The sequence below is a fragment of the Streptomyces sp. NBC_01433 genome, from assembly GCF_026340105.1.
Classification (GTDB): Bacteria; Actinomycetota; Actinomycetes; order Streptomycetales; family Streptomycetaceae; genus Streptomyces.
The window spans coordinates 427,958-453,323 of record NZ_JAPEPM010000002.1 but is presented as its reverse complement, the minus strand read 5'-3'; the positions used below and the strand labels follow the sequence as shown (position 1 = coordinate 453,323).

Annotated in this window: 24 protein-coding genes; 10 read left to right on the top strand and 14 right to left on the bottom strand. The window is 69.8% G+C overall.

What is annotated here, in order from left to right; translation table 11 throughout:
• Positions 1-116 precede the first annotated feature (116 nt).
• On the top strand, positions 117-296 hold the full coding sequence (locus tag OG413_RS29775) for a hypothetical protein (protein ID WP_266811020.1): 180 nt from the start codon (positions 117-119) through the stop codon (positions 294-296).
• 1,433 nt (positions 297-1,729) lie between these two features.
• A complete protein-coding gene (locus tag OG413_RS29770) occupies positions 1,730-1,879 on the top strand; it encodes a hypothetical protein (protein ID WP_266811018.1) in 150 nt (49 codons plus the stop codon).
• 239 nt (positions 1,880-2,118) lie between these two features.
• Here OG413_RS29770 and OG413_RS29765 read toward each other — a convergent pair whose 3' ends face one another.
• Positions 2,119-2,301, bottom strand: a complete 183-nt coding sequence (locus OG413_RS29765; protein ID WP_266811017.1) for a hypothetical protein — start codon at positions 2,299-2,301, stop codon at positions 2,119-2,121.
• A gap of 491 nt (positions 2,302-2,792) precedes the next feature.
• Between OG413_RS29765 and OG413_RS29760 the strand changes: the two genes are divergently transcribed.
• Both OG413_RS29760 and OG413_RS29755 read left to right on the top strand, forming a co-directional pair.
• A complete protein-coding gene (locus OG413_RS29760) occupies positions 2,793-3,266 on the top strand; it encodes a MarR family winged helix-turn-helix transcriptional regulator (protein ID WP_266811016.1) in 474 nt (157 codons plus the stop codon).
• Positions 3,263-4,144: an SDR family NAD(P)-dependent oxidoreductase gene (locus OG413_RS29755; RefSeq protein WP_266811014.1), complete on the top strand. Its 882-nt coding sequence runs from the start codon at positions 3,263-3,265 to the stop codon at positions 4,142-4,144. The genes OG413_RS29760 and OG413_RS29755 overlap by 4 nt, the downstream gene beginning before the upstream one ends.
• Here OG413_RS29755 and OG413_RS29750 read toward each other — a convergent pair.
• On the bottom strand, positions 4,058-4,549 hold the full coding sequence (locus OG413_RS29750; protein ID WP_266811012.1) for a DUF4158 domain-containing protein: 492 nt from the start codon (positions 4,547-4,549) through the stop codon (positions 4,058-4,060). The genes OG413_RS29755 and OG413_RS29750 overlap by 87 nt on opposite strands.
• 454 nt (positions 4,550-5,003) lie before the next feature.
• Here OG413_RS29750 and OG413_RS29745 point away from each other — a divergent pair, with 454 nt between their 5' ends.
• The 3 genes from OG413_RS29745 to tuf all read left to right on the top strand — a co-directional run bounded on the left by OG413_RS29745 (position 5,004) and on the right by tuf (position 7,439).
• Complete coding sequence (locus OG413_RS29745) at positions 5,004-5,204, top strand: hypothetical protein (RefSeq protein WP_266811010.1); 201 nt, start codon at positions 5,004-5,006, stop codon at positions 5,202-5,204.
• A gap of 255 nt (positions 5,205-5,459) precedes the next feature.
• A complete protein-coding gene (locus OG413_RS29740) occupies positions 5,460-6,188 on the top strand; it encodes a C1 family peptidase (protein ID WP_266811008.1) in 729 nt (242 codons plus the stop codon).
• Between the two features lie 66 nt (positions 6,189-6,254).
• Positions 6,255-7,439 carry an elongation factor Tu gene (tuf, locus tag OG413_RS29735; RefSeq protein ID WP_266811006.1) on the top strand — a complete coding sequence of 395 codons (1,185 nt, stop codon included), beginning with the start codon at positions 6,255-6,257 and terminating at the stop codon, positions 7,437-7,439.
• 122 nt (positions 7,440-7,561) lie between these two features.
• On the opposite strand, the gene OG413_RS29730 is transcribed toward tuf, so the two are convergent.
• The 10 genes from OG413_RS29730 to OG413_RS29685 form a co-directional block, all read right to left on the bottom strand.
• Complete coding sequence (locus OG413_RS29730; protein ID WP_266811004.1) at positions 7,562-7,915, bottom strand: hypothetical protein; 354 nt, start codon at positions 7,913-7,915, stop codon at positions 7,562-7,564.
• 100 nt (positions 7,916-8,015) lie between these two features.
• Positions 8,016-8,303, bottom strand: a complete 288-nt coding sequence (locus OG413_RS29725; RefSeq protein WP_266811002.1) for a hypothetical protein — start codon at positions 8,301-8,303, stop codon at positions 8,016-8,018.
• A 583-nt stretch (positions 8,304-8,886) separates the two neighbouring features.
• Entirely contained in the window at positions 8,887-10,410 is a 1,524-nt protein-coding gene (locus OG413_RS29720) for an aldehyde dehydrogenase family protein (RefSeq protein ID WP_266811000.1), read from the bottom strand.
• 197 nt (positions 10,411-10,607) lie between these two features.
• On the bottom strand, positions 10,608-11,861 hold the full coding sequence (locus OG413_RS29715; protein WP_266810999.1) for a GAF domain-containing protein: 1,254 nt from the start codon (positions 11,859-11,861) through the stop codon (positions 10,608-10,610).
• 108 nt (positions 11,862-11,969) lie between these two features.
• Positions 11,970-12,551, bottom strand: a complete 582-nt coding sequence (locus tag OG413_RS29710) for an N-acetylmuramoyl-L-alanine amidase (RefSeq protein WP_266810998.1) — start codon at positions 12,549-12,551, stop codon at positions 11,970-11,972.
• Between the two features lie 34 nt (positions 12,552-12,585).
• Positions 12,586-13,602, bottom strand: a complete 1,017-nt coding sequence (locus OG413_RS29705; RefSeq protein ID WP_266810996.1) for an acetamidase/formamidase family protein — start codon at positions 13,600-13,602, stop codon at positions 12,586-12,588.
• Positions 13,599-15,194: an APC family permease gene (locus tag OG413_RS29700; protein ID WP_266810995.1), complete on the bottom strand. Its 1,596-nt coding sequence runs from the start codon at positions 15,192-15,194 to the stop codon at positions 13,599-13,601. The genes OG413_RS29705 and OG413_RS29700 overlap by 4 nt, the downstream gene beginning before the upstream one ends.
• Positions 15,195-15,395: 201 nt before the next feature.
• Positions 15,396-16,784, bottom strand: coding sequence for an esterase-like activity of phytase family protein (locus tag OG413_RS29695; RefSeq protein WP_266810994.1), 1,389 nt, complete (start codon positions 16,782-16,784; stop codon positions 15,396-15,398).
• A 159-nt stretch (positions 16,785-16,943) separates the two neighbouring features.
• On the bottom strand, positions 16,944-18,365 hold the full coding sequence (locus OG413_RS29690) for an SWF or SNF family helicase (RefSeq protein ID WP_266810993.1): 1,422 nt from the start codon (positions 18,363-18,365) through the stop codon (positions 16,944-16,946).
• Entirely contained in the window at positions 18,362-21,376 is a 3,015-nt protein-coding gene (locus OG413_RS29685; protein WP_266810992.1) for a DEAD/DEAH box helicase, read from the bottom strand. The genes OG413_RS29690 and OG413_RS29685 overlap by 4 nt, the downstream gene beginning before the upstream one ends.
• A gap of 256 nt (positions 21,377-21,632) precedes the next feature.
• On the opposite strand from OG413_RS29685, the gene OG413_RS29680 reads away from it, so the two are divergent.
• Both OG413_RS29680 and OG413_RS29675 read left to right on the top strand, forming a co-directional pair.
• Complete coding sequence (locus tag OG413_RS29680; protein WP_266810991.1) at positions 21,633-22,805, top strand: acyl-CoA desaturase; 1,173 nt, start codon at positions 21,633-21,635, stop codon at positions 22,803-22,805.
• An 83-nt stretch (positions 22,806-22,888) separates the two neighbouring features.
• Complete coding sequence (locus OG413_RS29675) at positions 22,889-23,071, top strand: hypothetical protein (protein ID WP_266810990.1); 183 nt, start codon at positions 22,889-22,891, stop codon at positions 23,069-23,071.
• Between the two features lie 124 nt (positions 23,072-23,195).
• On the opposite strand, the gene OG413_RS29670 is transcribed toward OG413_RS29675, so the two are convergent.
• Both OG413_RS29670 and OG413_RS29665 read right to left on the bottom strand, forming a co-directional pair.
• The gene (locus OG413_RS29670) at positions 23,196-24,140 is read right to left on the bottom strand and encodes a hypothetical protein (protein WP_266810989.1); all 945 of its coding nucleotides are present in this window, start codon (positions 24,138-24,140) and stop codon (positions 23,196-23,198) included.
• Between the two features lie 330 nt (positions 24,141-24,470).
• On the bottom strand, positions 24,471-25,070 hold the full coding sequence (locus tag OG413_RS29665; protein WP_266810988.1) for a class I SAM-dependent methyltransferase: 600 nt from the start codon (positions 25,068-25,070) through the stop codon (positions 24,471-24,473).
• A gap of 71 nt (positions 25,071-25,141) precedes the next feature.
• Between OG413_RS29665 and OG413_RS29660 the strand changes: the two genes are divergently transcribed.
• Complete coding sequence (locus OG413_RS29660) at positions 25,142-25,357, top strand: DUF742 domain-containing protein (RefSeq protein WP_266813151.1); 216 nt, start codon at positions 25,142-25,144, stop codon at positions 25,355-25,357.
• Positions 25,358-25,366 lie beyond the last annotated feature (9 nt).

Below are 25,366 nucleotides of genomic sequence, written 5' to 3'. Positions count from 1 at the left end.
CGTCGCCAGAGCGGGCCGGGTGAGCCGTAGAGGAGTTGCTTGCCGGTTCCGATCGGCCAGTCATCGGCAGTGGGGTCAGTCGGCCGCCGCGTCGGTGAGGCCGGTGAGGTGTTCCGGTGGAGCTGAAGTGTCCCGTCCGTGTCGACCGTCTCGAACAGAGAGAAATCGGTACCTTCAGCGAGCTTCCCGACTTTGCCCATGTCCTGCGGGACAAGGCGGTGATCGAGGGGTCATTTGTCCCGGAAGGGACCAGCCAGGCCCGTGACCTGCTGGATTCGCTGGGATCAAGCCGCTGACCTGCACAAATGTTCTTTCGGCTGTTTCACGGTCATGCCCGTTGACGCGGCCTGCAGTCCCAGGAAAGCCTCAGTGCATTCCCACTGCCCGCAGTCGCTCCGTCAGCGGTCGGCGTGAGTGGGACAAGGGCCGGCTTTCGCAAGGCGCCCGGCGCGTTGGCGGCGGGCGCCGGAGGTGAGGCGGGCTGATCGACCATGACGGTAGGAGTCCTCCTTCCAGCCGGCCCGCTTTCGCCGAGCACGGGGGCGGAGCGGCCGAGGTGTGGCTTTGACGGAGCGGTGGCCGTCGTACTTGGTGGATGCCGGGGTCTCTGTCAGCAACGGCGGATGAGACGGGACACCGACGCTTAGCCGTCAAGATCCCCCTCCTCGACGGGCGGGTGGACGACGACGGACAGCCGCGGCGTGCCGTTGTCGAGAGTCGCGGGTGGGAGGCCGTCGGGCGGCGACGTCCGTCCCGCCATCAGCGCGGTCACCGTCCGCAACCGCAGGGCCTCTGCCCTGACGGCGACAGAAACCGTGCGTCTCCCATCTGATCACTCACGCCCATCTCACCGACCAAAATCACAGGCATTTCGGATCAATGAACAGGACACGTTCCCGGCTGTCCGGATACTGCGACCTTTCCTCTATACCCGCCGGTCGTCGCATTCAGTGCCCTGAATTTTCAAGTTTCCTGCCCTGCGTGTTCTGGAACTTCGTGTCCTGTTCTCGACCTGCTCCAGGCAGTAGATGGGTTGACCGACTCGGACAGGGCAGGCGCCCATCACGAAACGAGTTTAAGGGGCATGAGTATGGTGTCAGCCGTTGAGCAGTACTCCGCCACCCCGAAGAGCGCGTACCAAGGGGCGGTAAGTCACTACATGTCACCGGGCCGCCGGGATCCGGTGAAGCGCCTGTGGGAAGAGCCCGTAACACTCGGATTCCTCTCCACGGCGCTCGATTACCTGGGCCCTCTGGAAACAACTCGCGTTTTAGATGTAGGAAGCGGTGCCGGTGAAGGGGTGAAGTTTCTCCTTTCGTTGGAGGAAACAGAGTCTTGGCATTCGCAGAGAAACAAGTACCGCTACTGCGGGCTCGACCTGGACGGCGACCTCTTGGATGCGGCACGTATCATTCATGCCCGACGCCCCGAGGTGAGTTTTCTTCAGGGAGATATGCGGGAGGATCCTCCGGAAGACCCGGCGCCCAGGTGGCCGCCTACGGCGAGGGCATGGCCGAACGTGTCAGGGCACTGTCCGGAGGCCACATCGATCGTGCCCTCGACGCGGCGCCGACCGGCGGCCGGATCGACCGCGCCGACCAGCCCAGCCCGGCCGGCGGCTCGCTACCGACCCTGATCGAGCTGACCGGGGATCCCGACCGTGTCCTCACCGTCTCGGACTTCGCCGCCGCGGCCGAGCTGGGCGTCCGGACCACCACCGAGATCCGCTATGAGCAGATGGACGAGTTCGCCCGGGCTCGCCGGCGAAGGCATCTTGGTCGTACCGGTCGCCCGCACCTACACGCTCGACCAGATCCAGGAAGCGGCCGAGCTCAGCCAGTCCCGCCGACCCGGCGGCAAGCTCATGCTCGTCCTGTGATCGCCCTGACGGCCTGACAAAGCGAGACCACCTCGACGAGGAGCGGGGGCAGGCCTCTTTTCCAGGCCGACCTCGAAGCCGCTCCCGTGGGTTCGCCGCGAACCCACGGGTCAATCCCCGCGAATGGCGTCCCTGGACCCTCGGGTTCCCGCTGAAGAAGCTTCAGTTTCCGCGAACTCGCTGGGAGCACGACCCTGTTCTCGTGTAGCTACCGCCCGGTGGTGTGTAGTGCTGAGTAACTACTTGCAGCTGCGGTCGCGCTGCTGGAAGCCGGCGAAGTCGGCGTGTGCGGTCTCGGCGGCCTCGGGGTACGCCTGGGTCTTCTCGTGCTCGGCCAGGGCCCGGTAGATGCTGGATAGGCTGGGGCTCTGCCCTTTGCGGCGGCCGGTGGGGATGAGTAGGCCGGGGTGCCGGGCCGCCACGGCTGGCCGGGCCGCGGTCGGTGGGGGTGGGCACGCGCAGGAGTTTCGCGAGCTGGGGCATCTTCGTGAAGCGGCCGGTGTGGTAGGTCCCGGCGACCGCGCCGGAGCGGGAGCGCAGGGTGAACCTGGCGATGCGTCACAGCGTGGGCAGGGGTGGCGCTCGACGTCGTCCGCTTCGGACGCGAGTGCGGTCTAAGGGTCAGCCATGGCCCTAGGCGCTGTCACAAACATTTACCAGAACGCGCCCGGTTCCATTTTTGAGTGAGAACAAGTTGTGACAGCGAATCCCGCGATCCGGACCGCTTCCGCCGACTGTTCTTGATCCTGCTCCGAGAAGGGACCGCCTCCAGGAGTCGGGCCACTGCATCCAGGAGTCGACAGGGCGGGGTGGCTTGAGCGTCACGGCGGGCCAGTCCGCCACCACGCCGGGAGGACCCCCGCAAAGTGCATGGACTTTCAAATAATTGGATTATCCATGTACTGTGTGGGTCATGGATGATCGGCAGCTGACCGAAGAGCTTTACGACTGTCTGTTCGCGATCCGCGCCCAGGTGCATGCCGAGCTCAAGGAGCTGGCCCGGGACGCGGGGCTGACTGACACTCAGGCCGATGCGCTGTGGAGGCTGAGCCGGGGGCGGGAGATGACCGCGCGCCGTCTGGCCGAACTCTTGCAGTGCGACGCCTCAACCGCCACGTCGATGATTGACCGGCTGGAGAAGCGCGGCCTGGTCCGCCGCGTTCCCCACCCCACCGACCGCCGCGCGAAAGTCATCCAGCTCACCTCCGAGGGATGCGCGCTGCGCGATCGCGTCGTCCGGCACACCACCGAGCACTCACCCTTCGCCCTCCTCGACCACGGGAGCAGGCTGCGCCTGCACACGCTTCTCCGCGAAGTGATCGACGGCCCCCGGCCGACAGGTGAGGCCGCCGGCGTCAAGGGCACCGTGGAAAAGGAGCAGCAGTGAGCAGCAAGACCGCGGTCATCACGGGCGGAGCCTCGGGTCTGGGCCTTGTGACGGCACGCCACCTGGTCAAGGCCGGTCAGAGCGTCGTCCTTGTCGGCCGGGACGCGACGCGCACCCGGGCCGCCGCCGACAGTCTGCGCGGCCTGGCCCCGGCGGGCAGTGACGCGGCACCGCCGAGGACGTACACCGCTGACCTGGAACAGTGGTCGCAGGTACAGGCAGTGGCAGCGGAACTGGCCGCCGACAGACACCCGGTGGACGTCCTCATCAACAACGCAGGGGCGGCGTTCCCCCGGTATGAGCAGACGCCGGACGGCGTGGAGCGCACCTACGCACTCAGTCACCACGCCCCGTTCTTGCTCACCCACGCACTCCTGGCCGAGGGAGTGCTCACGCGCGAAGCGCGGATCGTCAACATGTCCTCGTTCGTGGAAAAGCGTGGCAGTCTCGATGCCACCGATCCGGATGTCGCGGGAACATCGTGGAGCAAGCGCTTCTACAACCAGATCAACGTCTACGCGACGAGTAAACTCGTCAGCCTCCTGGCCGCGCGAGAACTCGCACAGCGCCTGCCCGACGGCATGAGCCTCTACAACGCCAATCCCGGCATGGTCAAGGGCACCGCGATGAACAGCAACGCCGGCGGTCTGATGCGGCTGACCGCCCCGCTGTTCCGCCCGTTCGCCATCACCGCGGACGAAGGCGTGCAGACCCCGGTCTGGCTCGCCAGCGCCTCGCCCGCACCGCGCCCCAGCGGCGGCTTCTTCAGCGAGTCCCAGCCGGACACCCCTTCACGCCTGGCCCTGAACGACGCTCTCGCCCGGACCGTCTACACCAAAACCGCAGCCCTCCTCGGAGTGGAGCCGCTCACGAGGTAGGGCCGTCCGGAACCGGTTGCCACGCCGGGAGTCCTTGACCGCCTTGCCTATCAGCCGCCCGACCCGCCCCGGCGCCGGTGGCTCGATGCTGTCGTTGCGGCACCGGGCCACCACCGCCGCTGCCAGCCGCTCCCGCGACAGCTCCACGGGGCACAGCTCAGCTGCCAGCCACTCGGCCAACTGCTTCTGGTCCTCCTCGGTGTTCGCCCGGATCCCGTACGCCTCCCGAATCTCCTTGCGATGCCGCTTGATCCGGTCGTCCTGCCAGTCGTAGTCCGCCCACGTCTCGGCGGGGACCTTCACCTGCTGGGCCACGTACTCCACCGCCGCGGCGGGCATCTCCTTGGCGGACTCCGGGAACCGGGCCTCCACCTCGAAGAACTTGAGCAACAGCGCGAAACCCAACGGGGTCGCCCCCGGACTTGTTCCGCACCTTCTTCATGTTGTCTTCGAGCAGCGTCCAGACCTCGATCAGATCTTCCGGCTCCCAGTCCTGCCGCATCCACCTCGACCCCTCGCCGTCACTCGTTCAGCTCAACGAGACAGTCGGAGCAGGGAAACGAGGGCTATGGCAGTTACTCAGTGCTACACACCGCCGGGCGGTAGCTATACGAGAACAGGGCCGTGTCCCGCGTGGACGTCCGGGCCGACCTGGCGAAGGTGTCCGCGCACACCCTGGTGGTGGCGCCGACCGGCGACCGGCTGGTGCTGCCCGAGAGCTCGTACCGTCTGGCGGCCGGCATCCCAGGTGCCCAGTTGATCGAACTGCCCGGCGCCGCCCACATCCTGAACCCGGCGGACCGGGCAACCTGGCTCCGCCACGTACGCGAGTTCCTCGCCGCGCCGCCGCCACGTCGGCGTGAGCGCACCACTCCTCACGGATCGGACCGGTCCGCCCCGCCGGGCCGGTCTGCTCGTTCTGGCCACCACGACCTTCGTCGTCGTCACCACGGAGCCGTTGCCGGTCGGGCTGCTGACGCCGGTCAGCGACGATCTCCCGGAGGGTACTTGTGCCGACCGCCGCGTCTGGGACACAAACAAAGCGTCCGGGCCGGGCTGACGGCAGCTCCCCGGCATCACGCAGGGGGCGGCATGCTGGTTCGGGGCGACCTTCGCCCCGATTGGCGCAAGTTCCTGAATCACGGCCTCAGAATTGCAACAATGCGTTGAAGGAGCGCTGCGGTGAGTGACCGTCGCAGTGGTGTCGCCTTCCGTTGTCGCTGACCTTGGAGAACACGTGACCCAGCTCGCGCCCCGCTCTGCTCGTACCGTGCCGGGGAGACGCCGGGTGCGGAGCGCCGCCCTTGTCGGAACGGTGGCTGTTTCCCTTCTCGCAGGTGCTTTCGCCGTACCGGCCGCAGCAGGCAGTCCTGTCGCCGAGGGTGTTGATGCCGCCGTGGCCGGTACGGCGGACGGCCTGCCCGCAGTCGTCGACTGGCGGGAGGGCCAGGCGGTGACCGAGGCGAAGAACAAGGGGCAGTGCGCGGAGATCGCCAGCAAGGCGTACGCCACTGCCGCAGCTCTGGAAGGCGCCTGGGTGGTGCAGAACCAGAACCCGCTCACCGGGTTCACTCCGCTGATCACCGACGCCGACGGTCAGGACGTCTACCCGAGCGTGTGCGGCGAACCGCGCCCGGCGGGGGCGTCCTTGCCCGCCGGTGCCTTCAAGGAGTGGGCGGCTGTTGCCTCCGGCGACGAGGAGGCGCTGAAGGCCGCGGTGGCCCGGGGCCCGGTCCGTACGAAGATTGACTCCTCGCACGTGAGTTTCACGCTGTACAGCGAGGGCGTCTACGACGAGCCGCTGTGCTCGTCGTCGAACACCGACCACTACGTCACCGTCGTCGGCTACGGGACCGACCCGGCCGACCAGGACTACTGGATCGTCAAGAACGACTACGGCGTCGACTGGGGCGACGCGGGCTTCGCCCTCATGTCCCGCGACAACGGCAACCAGTGCGGCATCGCCACCGAGGCCGAGGAGCCCGTCCTCAACCCCGCGCCCTACGACCTGCCTTCGCGGAACCCCTGGCCCACGTACCCGTAACACCGCAGCAACGCTCCGTTCGTAGCGCCCACCGGCCACCGCAGTGGAAAACGGGAGGGAACCCCTGTGTCCAAGGAGAAGTTCGAGCGCACCAAGCCCCATGTCAACGTGGGCACGATCGGTCATGTCGACCATGGCAAGACCACGTTGACGGCCGCCGTCACGACCGTCCTGGCGAAGACGTACGGCGGCAACGCCCGGGCCTTCGACCAGATCGACAACGCGCCGGAGGAGAGGGCCCGAGGCGTCACGATCAACACCAGCCACGTCGAGTACGACACCCCGTCCCGCCACTACGCGCACGTCGACTGCCCCGGCCACGCCGACTACGTCAAGAACATGATCACCGGCGCCGCCCAGATGGACGCCGCCGTCCTCGTGGTCGCCGCGACCGACGGCCCGATGCCGCAGACCCGCGAACACATCCTGCTCGCACGGCAGGTGGGCGTCCCGTACATCGTGGTCTTCCTCAACAAGTGCGACATGGTCGACGACGAGGAACTCCTCGAACTCGTGGAGATGGAGATCCGCGAACTCCTCAGCCAGTACGACTTCCCCGGAGACGACATCCCCGTCGTGCGCGGCTCCGCGCTCAAGGCCCTGGAGGGCGACCCCGCGTACGAGGCGAAGATCATCGAACTCGCCGACTACCTCGACACCTACGTTCCCCAGCCCGAACGCGCCGTGGACAAACCCTTCCTGCTCCCCATCGAGGATGTCTTCAGCATCTCGGGACGGGGCACCGTGGTCACCGGCCGCGTCGAGCGGGGCGTCGTCAAGGTGGGTGAGGAAGTCGAGATCATCGGTATCAAGGACACCTCCAAGTCGACTTGCACCGGCGTCGAGATGTTCCGCAAGCTCCTCGACGAGGGCCGGGCCGGAGAGAACGTCGGCGTCCTGCTGCGCGGCATCAAACGCGAGGACATCGAGCGCGGCCAGGTCCTGGCACAGCCGGGATCGATCAAGCCGCACACCACCTTCGACGCCGAGGTGTACATCCTCAGCAAGGACGAGGGAGGTCGGCACACCCCCTTCTTCAAGGGCTACCGGCCGCAGTTCTACTTCCGTACCACCGACATCACAGGCACCATCGAGCTGCCCGAGGGCGTCGAGATGGTGATGCCGGGCGACAACATCGCCATGCGGGTCACCCTGATCCACCCCATCGCGATGGACGACGGCCTGCGCTTCGCGATCCGGGAGGGCGGGCGCACGGTCGGAGCCGGCGTCGTCGCCCAGGTGATCGAGTAACCCCCGGCCCTCGCCGGCACTCCCGACGCGTACTGCTCGTGCCCCGGCGGTGTCCGGAGCACGAGCAGCACGCTTTGTGGCGGCGGACGTACGGTCAGGGCGTGCGGCGGCGGTTCACCGACTCACACCCGTGCCTGCGTGATCGTCTGCGCGGTGTTGCCCACGGTGCGGTGGACGAGGGCGAGGAGTCCATCGCCGCCGCGCACGGGCACGATGTCGCTCGCCACCCCCGGAGCGAGCGGGACGAAGTCGCTCCACTCGGCGCTGCCGGGCCCGTTCCGGCCCTTGACCCACAGCCCGCCGTAGTCGGGCCGCCAGGTCTTCGTCCACACCAACACGTCCGGCGAGGCGTGGGTGATCCGGCAGCAGACGCCCGACGGGTACGGGGGGCCCTTCCAGTACACCTTCGGCAGCGCGAAGGGGGACCGGGTTCCCGCAATCGCGGTGCGCGCCGACGGCCGCGCGGTGATCCTCATGGTCGGAATCCGACGGCGGCGTCTGGGACTGAGGCGTCCGGGGCTCGTTCAGGGACGGGACATAAGTTTGACTCTGTCGGGGATCTTGAAGTCGCCGAGGTCAGCTGCCCAAGATTCGCCAGGACTTCAGCCGGGGCATCTCGCGCTGGTCGAGGTAGTCCTGGAAGGCGGTCGGTCGGCGGGGTGCGGGGGTTTCCTCGTCCGGTGGCAGTCCGCTGAGACGCTCGATGTTGACGGCGATGGCCGTCAGGACGTGCTGGACGTGAGCCTTGAACGAGGTGTTCGGCGTTGCGGTGGAGCGGGGGTACTTCAGCCAGAACCCATTGGGTGTTCTGCGATGGTCTGCGTCGGAAGTCGCCGACGAGGTCGATTCGGACTGCGTGCCCAACCCGGCGCAGCCAAGGCGACGCGGCCGGTGCCGATCCCGCCTGTGCTTGTCCGCATGCTTCGCGAGCATATAGAGAGTTTCGGTGTTGCCCCGACGGACGTGTGTTCCGCGATGCCGCTGGCAACTACCTTGACGCTTCGGCGTACGGAATCACGTGGGGACGGGCACGTGAGGCGGCGCTCACCCTCGACGAGCGCGCCCTTGAGCTGGTGAAACGTCCCTACGACCTGCGACACACAGGAATCCCGTTCTGGCTTGCCTCGGGTGTCGACCCTGCGGAGTGCACGCGCCGGGCAGAGTATCCAGGTGCTCTTTCGCTACTACGCCAAATTCCTGGCCGAGGCGCGGAATCATGCCAACACCTTGGTAGAGGAGCCGATGCGGCGGTGGGAAGGGCCGGACGACACCGCCCGGGACACATGAGCCCGGCCTTGGCCCGGAAATGCCCCGGAACGGCTGGTCAGAGGTGGGACAGGGGCGGGAGATATGGAGGGTTACCTCGTATCTCGCCCCATGGTCTGGATGCGTGGCATGAAGGGCGCCTGGCAGGTAAAACACCTGCTCAGGCGCCCTTTTTCTGTGGCTAGAAGAAGCCCAGTTTCTTCGGCGAGTACGACACCAGGAGGTTTTTCGTCTGCTGGTAGTGCTCCAGCATCATTTTGTGGTTCTCCCTGCCGATGCCCGACTGCTTGTACCCGCCGAACGCGGCGTGTGCCGGATACGCGTGGTAGCAGTTCGTCCATACCCGGCCCGCCTTGATGGCGCGGCCCGCCCGGTAGGCCGTGTTGACGTCCCGGGTCCACACGCCGGCGCCGAGGCCGTAGAGCGTGTCGTTGGCCGTGGCGATGGCGTCGTCGAAATCGGTGAAGGACGTCACCGCGACCACCGGGCCGAAGATCTCCTCCTGGAAGACGCGCATCCGGTTGTCGCCCTCGAAGACGGTGGGCTGGACGTAATAGCCGCCCGCCAACTCGCCGCCGTGCTCGATGCGCTGCCCTCCGGTCAGGATCTTCGCGCCCTCCTGCTGCCCGATGTCCAGGTACGACAGGATCTTCTGCAGCTGGTCGTTGGACGCCTGGGCGCCGATCATCGTGTCGGTGTCCAGGGGGTGCCCCGGCAGGATCTGTTCGGTGCGGGCGATGCCCGCCTCCAGGAACTCGTTGTAGTGCCCGCGCTGGATCAGCGCACGCGAGGGGCAGGTGCACACCTCGCCCTGGTTGAGGGCGAACATGGTGAAACCTTCGAGGGCCTTGTCCAGGAAGTCGTCGTTCGACGAGGACACGTCGTCGAAGAAGATGTTCGGCGACTTGCCGCCCAGCTCCAGCGTCACCGGCTTGATGTTCTCGGAGGCGTACTGCATGATCAGCCGCCCCGTCGTCGTCTCGCCCGTGAAGGCGATCTTCGCGACACGGGGACTCGACGCGAGGGGCTTGCCCGCCTCCGCGCCGAAGCCGTTGACGATGTTGACGACCCCCGGCGGCAGCAGGTCCGACACCAGCGTGAGCCAGAAGTGGATGGACGCCGGGGTCTGTTCGGCCGGCTTGAGGACCACCGCGTTGCCCGCGGCGAGCGCCGGGGCGAGCTTCCAGGTGGCCATCAGGATCGGGAAGTTCCACGGAATGATCTGCGCGACCACGCCCAGCGGCTCATGGAAGTGGTACGCGACGGTGTCGTCGTCGAGCTCGCTGAGCGAGCCCTCCTGGGCGCGCAGCGCACCCGCGAAGTACCGGAAGTGGTCGATGGCCAGCGGGATGTCGGCCGCCAGCGTCTCGCGCACCGGCTTGCCGTTCTCCCAGCTCTCGGCGACCGCCAGCTCCTCCAGATGCGCCTCCATACGGTCGGCGATCCGGTTCAGGACCGAGGCGCGGTCGCCCGCCGAGGTCGCCCCCCAACCGGGGGCCGCGGCGTGCGCCGCGTCCAGGGCCAGCTCGATGTCCTCGGCGGTGCCGCGGGCGATCTCGGTGAACGGGCGGCCGTTGACGGGGCTCGGGTTCTCGAAGTACTGGCCCCGGACCGGCGGGACGTACGCGCCGCCGATCCAGTGGTCGTAGCGCGACTCGTACGAGACGATGGCGCCCTCGGTACCCGGCGCAGCGTAACGGGTCATCTCTGTGGCCTCCCGGATGCGGTGCCGCCCGCCGTTGGACGGCCCTCGGCGCGAGGCTAGGGAACGCGACGTTGCAACGTCGTTGCACGGCGTGGGGTGGCCCCGCCGTCACGACGGCACCGGCCGGGCGGCGGTCGTGACGGCAGCCGGCACCGGCCGGCGGCGGTCGTGACGGCGGGGCCACGACCGCCGCGCCGTCACCCGCGCTGCTCCGCGTCGAGCCCCCGCACCCTGGCCAGCAGCGCGGCGCGCCGCTCCCTCGGTACGGCCCCGGCCAGGGCCCGCCAGACCGGCAGGTCCTCCTCGCCCCACGGGCTGTACGCCCAGTCCGCGAGCAGGCCCGGATCGCCCCGGTCGATCAGTGCGGCCCGCAACTGGTCGGCGAGCTGTCCGCGCAGCCGGACCACGGCGGGGGACTGCGAACCCGGCAGCAGCGGACCCGCGTACGCGCCCATCGCCGCGGCCACCGCCCCGGAGCCCAGCCTGCGCGCCACCGTGTCGAAGTCGGCGTCCACCGGGGCGGCGATCCGGTACGGGCGCGAGCGCAGCAGCTCGGGACCCAGCAGCCGCCGCAGCCGGGACAGTTCGGCCCGCAGCGTCACCGGGGTCACCGACTCGTCCTCGTACAGCTCGATCAGCAGCTCGTCACCCCCGAGGCCCTCCGGACGGCGGGCCAACGCCACCAGGATCTCGCTGTGGCGCCTGCTGAGCCGGATCTTCCGGCCCCGCGCCACGAGCAACGCCTCGTCCCGCCCCAGCGCGCTGAGCTGCACGGACTCACCGGTCGGTGGTGGTGCCAGGAGCGCCAGCTGGGATTCGGCCGCCCGTGCCACGGCCTGCACGAACGCCAGGCTGTGCGGGTGCGCGAGCCGGTCGCCGCCGGTGATGTCCACGGCTCCCAGCACCCGCCCGGTCCGCGGGTCGTGCATCGGGGCCGCGGCGCACGTCCACTGCTGCACCGGCCGGAGGAAGTGCTCGGCGCCGAAGACCTGGACCGGGCGGTCCACGGCGATCGCCGTTCCCGGCGCGTTCGTGCCCGCCACGGACTCCGCCCAGCGGGCGCCCTCCACGAAGTTCATCACTCCGGCGCGCCGTCGCGTCACCGGGTGACCCTCGACCCACAGCAGCCTGCCGTGCGCGTCGCAGACCGCGAGCAGGTGCTCCCCGTCGGTCGCGTACGCGCTCATCAGCTCGCGGATCACCGGCATCGCACGGGCCAGCGGGTGGGCCTCGCGGTAGGAACCCAGTTCCTCCGCGCCGAGGTCCAGCAGCGCCTCACCGTCCGGGCTGACCCTGGCCCGGGCCGATCGGCGCCATGACTCACCCACCACGGAACGTACCCGTCGCTCCAGCCGTCCCGCCGAGGTGAACACCTCGTGTGCGTGGCGCAGCGCACCGAGCTGTTCGCCGAGATCCGTGTCGGCTGCCAGAGCCAGCCAGGGGTCCGTCAACTCACCCTCCCGTCCAGGGGCGTCGCGCCTGCCCATCGTGACCCCGGTCGGCCCTCCGCGACAACCCAGGTGCGGACAGTAATCGCTGTGGCCCCTGAGGAGGGGGAGTCAGGAGAGATTCACGAGGCGGATGTAGCGGACCCAGTCCCAGTTGTCCCCCGGATCGGTGTGGTCGCTGCCCGGCACCTGGTGGTGGCCGATGATGTGGGACCGGTCCTTCGTGATGCCGTGGCGGTCGCAGATGTCCGCCGTCAGCTTCGCCGAACGCTCGTACATGGCGTTGGTGAAGTAGACGGGCTGGTCCACCCAGCCTTCGTGCTCGATGCCGATGCTGCGGGTGTTGTAGTCCCAGTTCCCCGCGTGCCAGCCGATGTCCCGCTCCCGCACGCACTGGGCCACGTATCCGTCGCCCGAACGCACCACATAGTGGGCGGAGACCTTTTTGGCCGGATTCTGGAAGATGCCGATCGTCTCGTTGAACGTCTGCTGCGCGACATGGATGACGACGAAGTCGACCGGATACGCCGAGGGCCGGGACGAGGACGTGTAGTTGGACGTGGACGCCGGTGCCCAGTGGGCCTCCGGATAGTCCGTCTCGGCCGTCGAGGAGGCCACGGCCCGCGCCGAGGCGGGGAGCAGCGCCGCCGCGGCGGTGACGGCGGCGCCCTGAAGAAGTCTTCTGCGGTGCATCGGCACTCCTGTGGGAAGGGATGGTGACGCAGGATCAGGATCGAGGCAACACCGAGGCCGTCTGCCGAAGATGACGGTGGAGGCCGCGGTTCGGTTCCCCCGCGGGCAGCCATTCCTTGCGGATCTTGGCCACGCAGGTGTAGTTCGTGTCGCAGACATTGGCCAGCGGTGCCTCGCCGGCCTGGCTGATCAGCTGGTACGCGTCGAGTTCGGAGAGCCCGTAGTCGCGGGCCAGCCACTGCACCAGGTCCAACTGCGAGATGCGGAAGGCGTCTTCGAGGGGCCGGGCGGATCCGGTGGACATCAGATGGGTGTCGGACTCGATTCGTGGCCACGGCGTGGCGACACCCTTCAGCAGCTCGACCAGCACCACCGTGTTCATCGCGCACTCCACGGCCACGCCGCAGGTCTCGCCCTCGCCCTGGCGGGCGTGTCCGTCGCCCAGACTCAGCAGTGCGCCTTCGACGTTGACGCCCAGATAGCAGGTCACCCCGGCCCGCATCTCGGGCGTGTCCATGTTGCCGCCGTGCGCGTCCGGGACCAGCGCCGACCGGACCTCCAGGTTGGCCGGGGCCACCCCCACCGTGCCGTGCATCGGATCCATCGGCAGCTCCACCTGGAAGTCGCTGTCCCGTGCGCTGAACAGGCACGTCCGGCGTGCCCGGTCCAGCTGCCACATCCACACCACCTCGGGCAGCGGGGCCTGGAGCGAGGCCGTGGTGTGCGTGGAGGTCAGCGCCCCGAACAACGGGACGGTCGTCGAGGCGGCCCAGTCCCGGGCCGGTTCGATCGACACGAAGTGCACCGCCACGGTGTCGCCCGGCTCGGCCCCCACCACATGGAACGGGCCCGTCTGCGGGTTGAGGTAGGGGAACTCGCACACCTCCGACACCAGGTCCTTGTGGGAGCGCACCCGTCCCGCGAAGCAGTCCTCGGTGTAGAGGTCGAGGTACGTACCCGGCTCGATCCGTGCCACCGGCGCGGCGCCGCCGAACGTCCAGGCGTACTCGCCCTCCCGCGGTCGTACGGTCAGAATCCTGGGGTCGCTCATCGCTGTGCGTCTCCTGTCTCCGGCGTGGGCTCGGGCTTGGTTCCGCCCCCGCCCCCGCCCCCGCCCCCGGTCCCGGGCTCGGGCATGGTCTCAGGGTTGCTCGTGGCGGTGGTCGCGGCGGTCCCGTACCCGGCGGCCGGCTGCCGCGCGGACTCGTCCAGATGGACCCGCCCGGTCTGCGCCACCCGCTCGGGGTGGCGACGCAGCAGTACCGCCAGGACGACGAGGCCGATGAGCATCCAGACGCCCACGACCGGGCCCGCGTACGACACGGGAGCGCTGAGCTCCGAGACGAAGTCGAAGGCGGGGATGCCCGCCGCGGTCAGCAGGGCCGGCACGAACGCCGCGATGCCCAGCACCGGGAAGAGGAGGTGCAGTACGGGGTTGAAGGCGTCGCGGCGGCGCCGCAGGAAGTACCCGGCACAGGCCAGATCGACGACGATGTACACCCCGATGATGACTGTCACGATGACGGTGGCCAGCAGCACGAACGCCGTCACCGGGCCGTAGGCGAACCCCAGCCCGAGTGTCGCGCCGACCGCGATCACGAACTGCGCGGCCACGCCGGTGACCGGGGAGCGGCGCCGGGGATGCAGGCGGGCGAAGGCGTGCGGGAACACCCGTATCCGGCCCAGCGCGAAGGCGGTCCGGGTGGAGACGTTCGCACAGGCGTTGGCGTTGGCCAGGGTCGAGTTGACGACGGCGAAGAACAGGAGCACCCAGAACAGCCCGAACGACGCGCGGGCCACGCCTTCCCAGGACGCGCTGCCGGACGTACCGAAATCGGCGAATCTGTCGGGCCCGAAGTACACCGACATGGCGTACGTGGTGAGGACGTACACGAGTCCGACCGAGAGCGCCGCCCCGAGCACCGCGCGCCGCATGGTGCGCCGCGGGTCCTTGGTCTCCTCCGCGAGAGGGGCGGCGGCCTCGAAGCCCGCGAACGCGAGGATCGTGTACACCGACCCGGCGAACACGGCACTGATGCCGTCGCCGCCGCTCGGGGTGTGCCCCGTGCCGAACACCGACAGGGTGTTGTCCGTGCCCGCCTTACCGATCAGCACCACCGCGAACCCGACGAAGACCAGTACCTCGAAGATGCCGAGGACGGTGCCGAACCGGGCGGAGGCCCGCACTCCGAAGTAACCGGCGGCTGCGATGACCACCGCCCCCAGCAGCGACCAGGGCCACCACAGGCCGGCCGGAAAGGCGGGCCACTGTTCGTTCAGGGTGCCCGCGGTGGTGAAACCGAGCTGGAGCAGCAGCAGCGCTGGGATCAGAGCTTCGACGAAGACATAGCCCCAGCCGACGAGGAAGCCGACGGCCGGATGCAGTCCCTGTGCGGAGTACGTGGCGACCGAGCCGGCCGCCGGTAACCGCCGGGCCAGCTCCGCCACGCACGACGCGGTGAACAGGCAGGCCACCAGCGCCACCAGGACGGACAACGGCAGACTGCCCCCGGCGAACGCGGCACCGGCGGGGATGGACGCCGTGATGGCAGCGGCGGGCGCCATCGCCGTGATGCTCTGGAAGAGGACCTCGCGCAGTCCCACGGCGTCGCGCAGCAGTTCCGCGTGCGATTCCCCCGACACCCCGTGACCCGGCACCCCATGACCCGGCACCCCGCGACGTGACACCCCGTGACTCCTCATGTCCGACGACCGGAAGGCGTTGTCCGATGTACGGCCGAGCGTCCGGCGGAGCCCACCGTACGGTCGTCGCGGAGGTGACGGAAGACGGCAGGTGTCCGAAACGGGGCAGTGGTTCAGCCGACGGTGTCGGTCCGCACGGGCTCAGCCTTTCAGCGGGCGGGGGAGCTTGAGCGACGTCACCGAGGTCTCGATGCCGCTGTCGACCAGTCGGCCGTTCGCGTCGAACGCCTCCGCGCCGTCCGTCATCCCGAAGTCGTTGTCGTTGATGAGGGCAAGGGTGCTCCGGCCTGTGACCGCCACGCCTTCGATCTTGCCGGGCACTCCCGCGACCGTGCCGAGGTCGACGACCAAGTTCTTGCGCAGCAACCGCACACCGGCTGCCGAGGGGTCCGTCAGCTCCTCGTACGAGGGTGAGGTCGCCGGGTCGTCCCAGGCCGAGCCGAGGATGCCGGAGCCGTGGGGGAGCGTCACCCGGTGCAGCCGGGCCGCCTTGTCGGTGCGCTCCTCGACCAGCAGCGTGTTCCGGTCCAGGGCGACGACCGAGGAGATCTTCAACTCGGACGTGTCGTCCTCGCCCGGGTCGACGACCTCGACCGGGTCGAACCGGTAGGCGTACTCGGCGGTCACCGCCTGCTTCTTCGTCGAGAAGCGCAGCAGCCGGACATTGCGCGACGCCTCGCCCGCGTTCACGTCGGGCAGCGAGAGCGGGCTCTGCACCGCCATCACCAGATCCCCGCCGGGCAGCAGGGCCAGCCCCTCGAAACCACGGTTGATCTTGCGGTGGAGCAGCACTCCGGGCAGGGCCTCCACGACGGGATAGTCGGCGCCCTTCAGTCGCAGCCCCTCGGGTACGTAGCGGGCCAGCACCCGGCCCCGGGAGGAGACATGGACCAGGGACGGGCCGTACTCGTCCACCAGCCAGAACGAGCCGTCCGCCGCACGGACGACGCCCTCGGTGTCCAGCCCGTTCGGGTTGTACGTGAGAGGGGTCCGCGCGTCGTACGTGTACGGGGCCTCGTCGCGGCTGGCCTGGTTCGGCAGCCCCGTGACCGGCGCACCGGAACGCGTCGTGATCGGGATGGCGCTCAGCACCTTGATCTGCTTGCCGCTGACCCGGATCTTCACGATCGCCGGATCGAAGCCCGCGACGGGGAACGTACGCCGCTTCTTGCCGTCGACCTTGATCTGGCCGTTCGGCCCGCGGTCCGTCACCGTCCAGAACTCGCCCTTGCGGCCCGCCGGGTAGATGTCGCTGCCGATGCCACCGAGCTGCACGCCGCGGTCGTCGGAGACCGTGCCGGGCAGCAGACCGTTGCTGAATCCGGCGAGCGGTATGTCGCCCAGCACGGCACTCCCGGTGATCCGCGCGGTCCGGTCGGGACGCTCGTGGTGTGCGTGGCGTTCCTGCGTACCGGCGGTCGCGGTGGCGGCGACACCGAGGGTGGACAGCAGGGCGAGCGGCAGCCCGACAGAAAGGGTACGACGGACAACACGCGCGGACATGGGGCCTCCTGGGGCACAAAGGTTCATCAGGACCGTCAGGTTCCGCCCTCACGTACAACACCCGGTGACATCGAGTTGAACGTGAGGGCAGCAGATGGCGAACCCGGCCTCGCGTGCACGCCGGGATGCGGTGCTTCCGCCTCCGGCACAGGTACTGCCCCGTCCCCGGTACGTGTATGCGTCGGATCAGGCGTCGGCCGGTGACACCGCCAGCGCGCCCGCCGGATCGTCGTCCGCCGGCCCGGCCGGCACCCAGCGGCCGCGTTCCTTGCGGTACGGCCACCACCGCCCGTCCCGCCCGTACCGGAGCTGGAGGTCGGCGCCCGTCACCGTCCAGCGGGCACGCCCGGCGCGCAGCTGTGGGCGCTCGCCCTCCTCCCAGGCCGCGGCGAGCTGCGCCTGGGCCCGCGCCAGGGACTCCGGGTCCGGCTCCCACTCCTCTTCCAGCACCGCGAGGGCTGCGCTGCCGCCGTACCGCCAGGCGCGCACCGCGGTGTCCAGGTCGGCCCGCTGCCGACCGGAGCCGACCGCGAGCCGGGTGGCGATCCACGGTTCGGGACCGGCGTCTGCCGCCAGCCGTACCGCGTCCTGGTCCGGCGTCAGTTCGACGGGCAGCGGGCGGTGTTCGTGTGCCGGAGCCAGTGCTTCCAGCAGCATTCGGTGGGCCCGTACGGCACTGTCCGCCGCCAGCAGCTCCAGCGCCGCCGGGTCGAGTCCCGGGGCCGGGTCGGTCTCCGTGTCCAGGGACGGCGGAAGACCCGGCTCGCCGGGTACCGGCGGCGGCTCGGGCAGCGGCGGCAGAATGTCTTCCGCGGCATAGACCTCCTCGGCCGGAACGCCGTGCCGTGCCGCGGGCGCACTCCGGTCCTGCGCGCCCGTCGGCTCCCCGCGCACCGTCCGGACCGCTCGCGCGGCACTGCGCACCTGGAGCTCGTCGAGGAGCCGCCGCTCGTCGCGCCCCCGCAGCAGCAGCAACACGAACGGGTCCTCGTCCAGCAGCCGCGCCACCTGGTAGCACAGGGCGCCCGTGTGCGGGCAGTGGTCCCACGCCTCGCAACCGCACTCGGGTTCCAGGTCACCGATGCCCGGCAGCAGATCCACCCCGGCCGCCGCCGCGTCCTCCACCAGGTGCGGCGGCATCTCCCGGTCCAGCAGCGCCGCGATGTGTCCCGCCCGGTCGACGGCCATGTCCAGGAAGCGGTCCCATTCCTCCTCGCCCAGTTGCTGGAGCAGCACATCGCTGCGGTACGCCGTCGCGTCCCGCTCCTGGACGACGGCGGTGATCCGGCCCGGCCGCACGGAGACCGCGCCGACCTTGCCCTCTCTGGCCAGCCGGCGCCCCTTCTTCAGCTGCTGACCGTCGAGGGCCGTGTCCTCCAGGGCCTTGAGCCACGCCTGGCCCCACCACGACGCGGCGAACCCGCGCCCCTGCGTCGGCGGCAGAGCGGCGAACGTACGCTCGGGGCCGCCACGCCCCTCAACGCCCCGGCCGTAACCGGGCTGTTCGCCCCGCTCACTGTCCGGCTCGTCGCCCTGCCAGTCGCCGTGCCCGCCGCCACGCTCGTCGTAGCCGTCGTTCTCGTATACGTCCTCGTACGCGTCGCTCATCGTGCGCCCCCTCGCAGCTGGACCAGGTCGGCCAGTTCCGCATCGGTCAGTTCGGTCAGCGCGGCCTCGCCGGAACCCAGCACCGCGTCCGCGACTCCCTGCTTGCGGGCCAGCATCTCGGCGATCCGGTCCTCGATGGTGCCCTCGGCGATGAGCCGGTGCACCTGGACCGGCCGGGTCTGGCCGATCCGGTACGCGCGGTCCGTCGCCTGCGCCTCGACCGCCGGGTTCCACCAGCGGTCGAAGTGCACCACGTGCTCGGCCCGGGTGAGGTTGAGTCCGGTCCCGGCCGCCTTGAGCGACAGCAGGAAGACCGGGGCCTCGCCCGCCTGGAACCGCTCGACCATCTCCTCGCGCTGTGCGACGGAGGTGCCGCCGTGCAGGAACTGGGTGGGCACCCCGCGCGCCGCCAGATGCTGTTCCAGCAGCCGGGCCATCTGCACGTACTGGGTGAACACCAGCACGCTCGCCTCCTCGGACAGGATCGTGTCGAGGAGCTCGTCCAGCAGTTCCACCTTGCCCGAACGGTCCGCGATCCTCGGCTCCTCCTCCTTGAGGTATTGCGCCGGGTGGTTGCAGATCTGCTTGAGCGCCGTCAGCAGCTTCATGACGAGCCCGCGCCGGGCGAATCCGTCGGACCCGGAGATCTCCGCCAGGGTCTCGCGCACCACCGCCTCGTACAGGCCCGTCTGCTCCGCAGTCAGCGACACCGCACGGTCGGTCTCCGTCTTCGGCGGCAGCTCCGGCGCGATGCCCGGGTCGGACTTGCGGCGCCGCAGCAGGAACGGGCGCACCAGGGAGGCGAGCCGCTCGGCGGCCGCCGGGTCGTTGCCGCCCTCGACCGCGGCAGCGTACCGGGTACGGAAAGTGCCGAGCCGGCCGAGGAGTCCCGGGGTCGTCCAGTCGAGGATCGCCCACAGCTCGGAGAGGTTGTTCTCCACCGGGGTGCCGGTGAGCGCGACGCGCGCCCGCGCACCGATGGCCCGCAGCTGCTTCGCCGTGGCCGAGTGCGGATTCTTGACGTGCTGCGCCTCGTCGGCGACGACCATTCCCCAGTTCGTCCCGGCGAGCCGGGGTGCGTCGAGGCGCATCGTGCCGTACGTGGTGAGGACGAACTCGCCGTCCGCGAGCCCGTCCAGGGAGCGTGTGGCACCGTGGAAACGACGTACCGGCGTGCCCGGCGCGAACCTCTCGATCTCCCGTTGCCAGTTGCCCATCAGGGACGTCGGGCACACCACCAGGGTCGGCCCGGCCGCCGCGGGATCGCTCTGGCGGTGCAGATGCAGCGCGATCAGGGTGATGGTCTTGCCGAGTCCCATGTCGTCGGCGAGACATCCGCCGAGACCGAGTGAGGTCATGGTGTTCAGCCAGTTCAGGCCGCGCAGCTGGTAGTCGCGCAAGGTCGCGGTGAGCGCCCCGGGCTGACCGACCGTCTGCTGTGCGCCCGACTCCGGGTCCGCGAGCCGGTCCCGCAGCCGCTCCAGCCAGCCCGTCGCCTCGACCTCGACCCGGTGCCCGTCCACCTCGGTGGAGCCGGTGAGTACGGCGCCCAGCGCGTCGATGGGTGTGACCTTGCGGTCCTGGGACTCCCGGGCCCGTCGGGCCTCTTCGGGGTCGATGAGCACCCACTGGTCGCGCAGGCGGACGACCGGCCTGCTGGACTCGGCGAGCCGGTCCAGTTCTGCCCGGCTCAGTTTCTGGTCGCCCAGCGCGAACCGCCAGTTGAACGCGAGCAGCGCGTCGGCGGACAGGATGGAGGGAGCGTCCGACCCGGTGCCGACGGGGGCTCCGGAACCGTCCTCCGACCCGGCTCGGCCGTCATCCGGGTCGGGCGGTCCGATCACCGCGCGTGCGGTGAGCTTCCTGGCCAGTTCCTTGGGCCAGTGCACCTGAACGCCCGTCGCGGCCAGTGCCCGTGCGGCGGGGCCCAGCAGCTCGGCGATCTCCTCGTCGGCCGGCTCGACCGAGTCGGGCACCGCCGCCGACAGCAGTGGGGCCAGCGGAGGCCAGGCGCGGGCGGCGCGGCGCAGCGCGAGCAGGGCGTCCATCCGGGCCCGCGGGCCGAATGCCGCAGCGGTCGGCGCGCTGCCCGCCCATACCTCGGCCGCGTCGGTGACCAGGGTGGGGTCGCTGACGCTGTGGATCTGCAGGACGGCCCGGAACGACGGTCCACGATCACTCGACTGCGACTGCGACTGCGACTGCGACTGCGACTGCGACTGCGACTGCGACTGCTCGTGATAGTGATGGTTTTGGTTCTGGCGCGAGCCGTGGTCGGAGCCGGTCGTGGTGGCCGGTTCGGTCAGCCCCGACACCTCGATCCGCAGGGAGAGCCGTACGCCCGCGTCGTGACCGGCCGCGACATCGGCCGCCCAGCCCCGCAGACCGGGGAGCTGTTGCGGAGCATCGGCGGCGAAGGCGGGGCCCGTTGTGGTGAATGGGGCGGCGGGCGTACGGGGCAGCCCGTCGGCCACCGCGTCCAGGAACGCCCGCAGCAGCCGCTCCGGTTCGGGCAACAGCACCGGTCGGCCCGCCGCCGTGTCCGGGCCGGCGTCCAGCGGCACGGAGTGGGCGGTGGGCGGCATGGACGCCGCCAGCTCCCGGATCCGCGCGAGGTCGTCCGAGGTCAGCGGACCGGCCCGCCACGCATCGTGGTCCGTGGGGCTCAGCCCCGGCAGCAGCAGTCCGCGGGCGGCGAGTTGGAGCGCGAGGATTCCGGCGGCACCCCAGAAGGCGGTCGCGGGGGAGGCGTGCCCGCTCACCCGCGCACGCGTGAGGACAGCGAGGGCATCCCGCACGGGCAGGTGCAGAGCCGGTACGGCACGCGGCTGCGCATCGGCTCCGACGACGGTCAGTTCCCTCGAAATCCCGGGAGCATCGGGCGGGGTGCTACCGTCCGGGTTCCAGAACGCGATCAGGCCGGTACGGGCCGGATCCGCGGGGAGGAAGACTGCGGAGCAGCGGGACAGTTCAGAAATCTCGGAAAGCGTTGCCGCAGGGTGCAGGTGCACAGCGATGTCAGATTCCTCAAATTTGACTAGTGGGTCGGGGTCGCCGAGGGTACTCCACCCGTCGCCTCTTCCGGCAATTTCGCGCCGTGACCCCCATCACTTTCCTCTGCCTTCCGGTCTCGTGGTGCAGCCAGCACCACCGTGGGACACGGGGGCAACCCCCCGGAGAACCAGGGTGGTGGCGCCATGGCTGCCACCAGCACCCAATCCGTACGTTCTACAAGGTCAGCGCACATGCCCAGAGACCGGAGATGTCATGCCCCAGGCGATAGCCACCGTTGCGGAGCACGCCCGCGACGGATCGGACAGTTCCGGAAGTACGGGAGGTGTCGCGTGTGCCGCAGGCGCGGATTCGGAGAACCCGGTTTCACAGAACCCGGTTTCGGAGGGGCAGGGCGCCGAGCGATCCGGTTCCGGGGGTTCCGCGAGTTCCGGGAGTTCAGGGAGCGATTTCGCCCCCCTTCTGAGGGCAGTCAAGGGGCAAGGGCTCCTGGAGCGGCGCACCGGCTGGTACGGGGCGGGCATCGCGGTCAACCTGGTGGCCCTGGGGGCGGTGATCACCGGTCTCGTGCTCCTGGGCAACACCTGGTGGACACTGCTCCTCACGCTGCCGCTGGCGATCCTGTGGACCCGTACCGCCTTCTTCGGACACGACGCGGGACACGCCCAGATCTCCGGTGACCGCAGGGCGAGCCGCATCATCGGGCTCTTCCACGCCAATCTGCTCCTCGGCATGAACGAGGCGTGGTGGAACGACAAGCACGTGCGCCACCACGCCAACCCCAACCACATCGACAAGGATCCCGATGTCGGCGTCGGCGCTCTTGTCTGGACCCAGAAGCAGGCCGCGCAGCGCGAAGGTTTCGCCCGCTGGCTCACCCGTAACCAGGCCCGGCTCTTCTTCCCGATGCTGCTCCTCGAAGGCATCGCCCTGAAGATCTACGGTTTCCAGTTCCTGCGGCGTCAGCCCGTCAGGGAGCGGGCCCTTTCCGGTCTGCTGCTGGCCGGGCACCTCGCGCTGTACGCCACGCTGCTCCTCACCACGATGTCTCTCGGCAAGGCCGTCGTGTTCGCCCTGGTGCACCACGCGCTGTTCGGCCTCCACCTCGGCATGGCCTTCGCCCCGAACCACAAGGGCATGGAGATGCCCGACCCGGACGGTGACCGCTGGGGCCACCTGCAGCGACAGGTGCTGACCTCGCGGAACGTTCGCGGGGCCGTCCTCACCGACTGGTTCCTCGGGGGCCTGAACTACCAGATCGAGCACCATCTCTTCCCGAGCATGCCGCGCCCCCACCTGCGACTGGCCCAGCCGCTGGTCAAGGCTCACTGCGAGGACATCGGCATGCCGTACGCGGAGACCGGGCTCATCGAGTCCTACCGCCAGGCGCTGACCCACATGCACGAGGTCGGCGAACCGTTGCGATAGTCGGGGCCGCGTTGCGGAACCGATGGGCGCGCACAAGCGTTCACACAACAGGAGCGGCTCCGGCCGCGAAGGAGGCGTGGACCATGTCGAACGGTGCGAAGATCGCCATCGGGGGAGTCGTCGCGGCGGCGGTCCTGTGGCCCCTCATCGGATTCTGGTGGGCGCTGCTGGTGCTGATCGGCGTACCGGTCGTGGGGTATCTGATGCTGGACCCGGCCCAGCGGCGTCGGCTCCGCAGGGTCAGCCGCAAGGAGATAGGCCGCTGACCCCGGCCACCGGACAACCGTGCGGCGGCGCCCACTGCGGGGCGCCGCCCGCCGGTCTGTTCGTACATCGCGCAGAACGCGTGCCTGCCTCCTGAACCTCCGCCCGGCCGGAGTGATCCCGCAATCAGGCGGGTCGTACGGTCAGTTCGTCCAGAGCCTTGAGCAGGCCGGGCAGCTCGGGGCCGCGGCCCACGGTATGGATCTCGCCCGGCGTCTCGTCCAGCAGGATGAACGCGATGTCGTCGGTCCTGGCGACCAGTGACCAGCCCGGACCGTCGGCGCGCAGTGTGCGGGCGTCGTCGGAGGCGAAGGCGGACCGGACCCGGCCGGGCGGCGGTGGGCACTGTGTATACGCACGGGCCTCCTCCAGCACCCGGCGCACACCGGGGTGCTGCCCGGACTGCGCGTTCCCGCTCGATGCCCCGGAATCCTCGGCTGCCGCACCCGCATCCGAAGCCGGCTCTCGCACGCCGCCGGGCCCGGCACTCCCAGCCCCCACGGTCGCCGCTTCCTCGCGCACCGTCTCACCGGGCCGGGTGAACTCCGAGTCGGCTATCTGTTCGCGCCAGGTCGCCCACCGCGCGGCGATCTCGTCCGCCCCGAGGCGCCGCTGCGCCGGTCCCCAGGCGTCGGTGTCGGGCGGCGTCAACGGGGCGGGACCCACCCCTTCGGCCTCCGGATCCGGCAGCGGATCGTGCGGCGCGGGAACACCGGGCGCGGCGACAGCCACGGCGAGTGGCCAGCCGGGCAGCGCGCACACCACGGAACGGTCGTCGGGGGAGAGGTCGTAATCCATTCCACAGTCCCAGGCGGCGATGGCGACAGCGACCAGCGAGACGTCCTCCACGACCACGGTCCACCGGGCACCGTTGCCGTCCTGGCCGAGGACCAGACCGTAGCCCTCCTCGTACGGTTCGAGGGCGAGCGTCCGGCAGGCGGCCACATAGTCGTCACCCAGCACGCTCGGGAACTGCGCGGGGGTGAGCAGTACTGCGGTCAGCACAAACAGTGCGTCGTCGTCGGCAACCGTGTCGTCCGTTCCGGCCACAGCATCCTCCTCATCCCGCATACCTCATCGCTTGGTCCGTCGGCGCACCCTAACTACTCGGTAACCCTGTAGTCGAGGCCCTGACAAGCGGGGTTGCGGGGCGGAGGGGGTGCGACCGGCGGGCATCAGGTGCGCCCCGGAACATCCGCGTGCGCGACGAGCCGGCCGCGGCGCCGGTATCGCGCTTCTCGACGATTCGCGGCCGCGGGCGTTCCGGTACGAACGGCCGGGGCCCGCCGCCCGCGCGATCGTGAGGGCGCTCTGCCGGAAACGGAAACGGATCGTCCAGCTCTTCCGTGTGCGGCGGCCGGTCGGCGCAGCCCCTTCTGACCGCCGACGGGGCGACCCGTATCAGCCCGTACGGACAGCGAGTGCCAGGAAGCGGTCGTCCTCGTCGGTGTACGAGTCCAGCCGCCATCCGGAACGGGCCAGCAGCGGGCCGAGCCTGGGCTCGGCCCGCAGATCGTCATCGGTGATGCGGCGGCCGTGGCGCGCGGCCAGCGCGGCCCGGCCGATCGGATGGAACAGAGCCAGCAGCCCGCCCGTCCGCACAACCCGCGCCAGCTCCCCCAAATCCTCCTCCGGCCGCGAGAGATGGGAGATCAGCCCGGCGCCGAACACCGCGTCCAGCGCCCCGGTGCGGAGCGGCAGCCGTGCGGCATCGGCGAGCAGCAGGACCCCGCTCCGCTCCCGCCCGGCCCGCACCGCCTCCTTCAGCATCGCGGGCGTGAGGTCCACGCCGAGCACGGTGCCACCGGATCCGACGGCGGAGCGCAGAGCCGGCAGCGCACGCCCCGTGCCGCAGCCGGCGTCGAGCACCGCGTCCCCGGGACGCAGCCCCAGCGCACTTACCGCGGCGTCGTAGGCCGGCCCGTCGTCGGGAAAACGGCTGTCCCAGTCGGCCGCGCGGGGGGTGAAGAAGTCCTGGACATGTGCGTGGTCATCGGCCATGTGGACATGATCGCGCAGTCGGCGTCCGAACGAAACGGGAAGAGGCGTGGCGCGCATTCGAGCGTTGAGCGATTGTTCGGAAGCGGCTCTCTGCCATATTTCATCAGCTTTCGAACCGAGTCGCGGAACTCTCCGCCGACCCGGCTCTGCCGGTTGGCGTGGCGCGCATGCTCCTGGGAGGTCTGTTCGAAACGGGGCGGGTACGGGGCAGTCGCCCCGTACCCGCTGCGGAGCTGTCCGATGAATGGATTCTCCATGAGGTGATCAACGGCCTCCGGACGCTCTAGCGGCCGGAC